6 protein-coding genes are annotated in these 4,686 nt (G+C 68.7%); 2 read left to right on the top strand and 4 right to left on the bottom strand.

The annotated features are described in order from the left end of the window. From IE226_RS43345 to IE226_RS43330, 4 genes are all read right to left on the bottom strand, one after another. Positions 1 to 729 (bottom strand): aminoglycoside phosphotransferase family protein (locus IE226_RS43345; RefSeq protein ID WP_190087045.1); only part of this gene is annotated, 729 nt, incomplete at its 3' end. Between the two features lie 328 nt (positions 730 to 1,057). Beyond that, the gene (locus IE226_RS43340) at positions 1,058 to 1,666 is read right to left on the bottom strand and encodes a class I SAM-dependent methyltransferase (RefSeq protein ID WP_190087044.1); all 609 of its coding nucleotides are present in this window, start codon (positions 1,664 to 1,666) and stop codon (positions 1,058 to 1,060) included. Beyond that, entirely contained in the window at positions 1,663 to 1,845 is a 183-nt protein-coding gene (locus IE226_RS43335) for a hypothetical protein (RefSeq protein WP_190087043.1), read from the bottom strand. Before IE226_RS43335 ends, IE226_RS43340 begins: the two co-directional genes overlap by 4 nt. Before the next feature lie 147 nt (positions 1,846 to 1,992). After that, on the bottom strand, positions 1,993 to 2,505 hold the full coding sequence (locus IE226_RS43330) for a hypothetical protein (RefSeq protein ID WP_190087042.1): 513 nt from the start codon (positions 2,503 to 2,505) through the stop codon (positions 1,993 to 1,995). 317 nt (positions 2,506 to 2,822) lie between these two features. Between IE226_RS43330 and IE226_RS43325 the strand changes: the two genes are divergently transcribed. Both IE226_RS43325 and IE226_RS44750 read left to right on the top strand, forming a co-directional pair. Beyond that, positions 2,823 to 3,677, top strand: coding sequence for a DUF5753 domain-containing protein (locus IE226_RS43325; RefSeq protein WP_308429612.1), 855 nt, complete (start codon positions 2,823 to 2,825; stop codon positions 3,675 to 3,677). Positions 3,678 to 3,684: 7 nt separating this feature from the next. Beyond that, complete coding sequence (locus IE226_RS44750) at positions 3,685 to 3,927, top strand: DUF397 domain-containing protein (RefSeq protein ID WP_229871977.1); 243 nt, start codon at positions 3,685 to 3,687, stop codon at positions 3,925 to 3,927. Positions 3,928 to 4,686 lie beyond the last annotated feature (759 nt).

The following is a 4,686-nucleotide window of genomic DNA, read 5'->3' as shown; positions in this document are numbered from 1 at the left end:
GCTCTGGTCGGCGATGCTGTCCCACAGGCGCAACTGTGCCCGGGAGAAGGCGGCCAGGGCCTCGTAGGAGGCCTGCCGCCAGGCCTCGTGGCCGGCTGCGGCGTACTCCGCCTGCTCGGGGTCGTGTCCGGCGGCGATGAGCCACAGCACCCACAAGGCCGGGTCGATCCAGGCCGCGCCGAGCGAGACCCATCCCCAGTCGACGAGCCGCACCCCGCCGTCCGTGATCAGGACATTCTGCGGGTTCCAGTCGGTGTGCAGCAGGGCGGAGCCGTCGAAGTGGTGGAGCTCGTCGGGGGCGGCGCAGCCGGCCATCCGTTCGTTGAAGCGCCGCATCTGGAGGGGCGGCAGCGGCCTGCCGGCGAGTTCCTGCATCACGTCGAGCACTGGCTCCAGGTCGTCGCTGCCGGGCTTCCAGTTGGCGTGGCGGCCCTCGGTGTACTCGAAGGCGAGCAGGTGCCACGCGTCGTCGTCGGCCTGCCACACCATCCGGGGCGACAGGCCGTGGACGAACGGATTGATGGCCGCCTCGCGGGTCTGCGTCCAGGCGCGCGGGTTGCTCGTGCGCAGGCCCTTGACGAACAGCGTCTGCGTTTCGGTCCGTACGTGTGCGGCGATCTCACTGTTGAGACCGCCGGTGACCGGGCTGCTTTCCAGGATGGGTCCGCTGCGGATCTCGATCATTCTCGCGACCGTCGCCGGGATTTCGCTCAAACGCTCGGTGGCCATGACGGCTGTTCCTTTCAGGTTTTGAGGTGCTACGGCGATACGCATCCCGCCCTGGGCGGGGCGGCCAGAGGGCGCAGGGCCCTCGTTGTTGCGTGTCTCCTCCTCCCCGACCCCTTGCGGACGGGAAGGAGGGACGCTGTGCGGCATGGGCACGGCTGCCATCCCGCGAGGCGGGGAGGCCCTTCACGGTCGCCCTGTCCGTACCTGCCTGATCGGGAGTTGGTCCCGGCCCTCGCATCCGTGGGCCACCTTTCGCGGAGCGGGGGCCGGGGGCCCGCCGCCCACCCGAGACGCACTCCCGGGACAACTGGGACAGCGGGGGCTTGTGTCAGCGCCGCGGGTGGGGGTAGGGGCCGCGCAGGACCACGCAGGTAAGGGCGCCGTCGCCGTCCAGGTCGTAGCGCACGGCGTGCTCCCACTCGGTGGCCAGTTCCTCCACGGCGGCCTTGGGCAGGCCGCGATGGCGCAGTCCGGGCGGCATGCGCTCGGTGATGTGCGTGGTGATGTGCAGGACACCGGTCGGCTTCAGCCAGCGTCGCGCGTCCACCAGGAACCTCTGCGGGTCCAGGTAGGGGAGGGACAACCGGCACACCACCAGGTCGAACGTGCCGGGTCTGATCCCGGAAGGAATCGGGGCGGTGACGAAGTCGTGCACGTCGAAGACGAGATGGTCCTGATCCTTGAAGTCGCGGCGTGCCTGCGCGATCGCCGTCGCAGAGAAGTCAAGGCCGAGCACATCCAGGCCCCACGCTCCCAGGTAGGCGGCGAAGTCGCCCCGGGCGCATCCCGCGTCCAGGGCGAGGCTGTCGGGCCGGGGGTCGACGTACGAGCGGAACATCTGGCATTCGAAGGCGGAAATCCCGTGCACGTACCTGCCCGCCTCGTAGAGGGCGTCCCAGTACTGGGGGGTGCTCGTCTCGTGCAGGATGACGCTCACGACGCACGCCCCGCGCCCGGGCCGCCGCACACCAGGTGCAAGCGGGCCGGGCGGAGCGGGCCGGCCGCGACGTCGGGCTCGGGCACGCGGTACAGGATCGCGGGCGGCGGCCCGGTGCCCTCGGGCGCTCTCTTGTCGAGGGCCGTGGCCGGTTGCGGCGTCGGTAGAGCGGAGGTCATCACAGGTATTTCCTTTCAGGAGAGCCGACCGGAAAGGGCCGGCACGATCGGGAGGGTGAGGCCGGCGGCCAGCAGCACGATCGCGAGCTGCAGCAGCCACTGCCGCCAGCCCGGTCCGCGTTCATCCAGCCACCGGGCCGGAGCTCTTCAAGTGGCGGCTTCGGGCACCGCCAGGAGCAGCAGACCGGGGCGCTGCCCGATCCAGTGGATCTCTTCCTCGTACTCGTCATCGCGGCGGCTGACCGCATCGCGGTCAACGACCGCGATGCCGTCGGCGACTCCGCAGTGCACCAGGCGCCGGGCCTCGGACCAGCCGGGCCGGCGCTGGGGTGCGTGCGGGGCGTAGGCGTCGTGCAGCTCGTGCACGACGTCATAGCCCTGCCGCGCGATCAGGGCACGTACCACGTTCAGGCCCTGATCGGCGGTGCCGCTCTGCTCGTTCAGGGCGTAGGCGACGATCCGCCGCGGCCGGTCCGGGTTGGGCAGATGCTCGAGCGCACCCGCGTTGTAGTCCTGGCGCAGCCGCCTGAGAAAGAGGCCGCGGTGCACGGCCGGGCGCGGCCGCATCAGGACCGGCTCGCCGTGGATCAGGGGTCTGGTCTCGTTGTCACGGTCCATCCAGCTGATGTCCCGCTTGGTGCCTGCTGCGCTGGATGACATGGGGGTGTCTCCGTCAATCGGGCGGTACGCGGTCTGCCGTGCATGCCGCGGGCGCTGGCGCTGCAATGCGATAGAGCTCCGCTTGCCTGTCACGGGCCGCGTTGGCTCAACTACCTTGGCGACAGTGCTCATTGAGAAGCAACTGAATCGTCTCTGAAAATTCAGCGGAGGCGTAAATGGACTATGCCGGAACCTGCACAGGGGGCTGCCGTGAACGCTCAGCGGGTGCCAGACTCTGCGCAGGGGAACATTCAGCCAGCGCAGGAACGTGGGGTGGTGCACAGGTGGCGGCGAAGCGAGGAGCAACCGGACGGCGCTTGGAGCTCGGCATCCAGCTGAGACAGTTGCGCGACAACTGTCCGCCCGTCGAGGAAGGCAGGGCACGCGGCATGACCCGCAAGACCGCCGTGCGCGGTCTGCGGGCACTGTCCGAGGCATCCCTCGCCCGGATCGAGAACGGTGAGCTGAACTTCCGGCGCAACGTCGGGGACCTGCGCACGCTGTTGAAGCGGTACGCAGTCACCGATGAGGACCTGATCGAGCAACTGGTCGAGCTGAACCGCGAGGCCCCGAACGAGGACTGGCTCACCCAGTACCGGGCCTTCATGCCGGCTGGCATGCCGCACTTCGTCGGACTGGAAGCCGAGGCCAGGGAGATCCTGGCCTACCACCCGACCGTCGTGTACGGCCTCCTGCAGACCGAGGACTACGCGCGGGCACTCTTCGAGGTCCAGCGCCCCATCGAGGACACCACCAGCGAATTCATACAGCGCAACGTGAACCTGCGGATGGAACGCAAGCGAAGGGTCCTGCAGCGCGACGACGTCCGCCTGCGGATCATCCTCGGAGAGGCTGCCCTTCGCATCCCCGTCGGCGACGACGCCACCATGCGCGACCAGTACCTCGAGATCATCAAGCTGGCCCGGCAGGACCGCATCTCCGTCCAGGTACTGCCGTTCAAACGTGGCTATCGGGCAAGCAGCGATTTCACGATCCTGGACCTCGGTGAACTGCCCGCTCGCGTCCAGACCGACAATGCGTGGGGGGCCGTGTCCACTTCAGACAAGCCCCGCGAACGCGACCGGTTCACACGCCGGTTCAACGCGATGGTCGGGGCCGCCCACGGCCTCGAGGAGACCATCGAGTTCCTGGAAGCACTCACCGGAAAGTAGCGAAGCCATCAACACTCACCGAACACACCAGCCGTCCACCGAAGTCGCCCCGGAAGAGGCCTGGTACAAGTCCTCCTACAGCGACGGCACCGGCAACAACTGCATAGAAGCCGCAGAGCTCCCCACGCGGGTCGGGGTTCGCGACTCCAAGGACAAGAAGGGGCCCGCACTGGTTTTCCCACACAACTCGTGGAGGTCCTTCGTTACCAGCGTGCGCACGGGCGAGATCAGCATGGAACCCCGCGTCTGAGCAGTGCCCTCGCAATGAAAGGGGCGGCACCCCTCCAGCATCGTGAGGGGGCCGCCTTTGTTGCTCCCGCTTTCGCAACGACCGTCCTGGCGAGGCCGCGTAGCCGAGGGATGGATACGGTGACTCCGGGGCGCCCGCCCTGCGGTCTCCCCGGCGGGGCGCACGAGGGCCCTCGTCCTTCGTGGCCGGAATGGTTGTGGGTCCTTGCTGTCCTCACGGCGTGCGGGAAGGTGGCCGCTTTCGGTGGCTGCCTGCCAATGGTGGTGGCTGATGCCCGTGTCGGGCCGGTCGGCGGCGGGGGAGTGTCGGGCGGGTGGACAGGTGCGGCCGGGGAGGTTTCGGCGGCCGATGACCTGGGCGGGGGCACCAAGCCACAGATGGGCGCCTTCGTCGTCGACGGTGAGGCCGTAGCGGGTGTAGTGCGGCTGGCCTGCCTCGCGCCAACGGGCGTAGGCGGCCACGATGTCGTTCCACAGGTTGCGGGGCCCGTAGGCGGGGACGGTGGCTGGCTGCCACCACCGGACGTAGTTGACGAGGGTGACGCACGAGCCGTCGGCGTCCCAGAAACTGCACCTGCCGTTCTTCGCCTTCGCCGCGCTTGCTCAGGCTGATGTCCGGCACGTGCAGGCCGATGACGAAGTCCTGGCCCCAGTCGCCTTCCAGGACCGTGGCCGCGTAGATACGTGAAACGCTCTTGGGTGTAGCTCTCCTCGGGGGAAGGGTTGAGCTGGGATAACGTCCTTTGGGGTGATGGTGGGC

The organism is Streptomyces longisporoflavus, from assembly GCF_014649775.1.
GTDB classification, from domain to species: domain Bacteria; phylum Actinomycetota; class Actinomycetes; order Streptomycetales; family Streptomycetaceae; genus Streptomyces; species Streptomyces longisporoflavus.
This window is presented reverse-complemented; position numbering and strand designations above follow the sequence as displayed.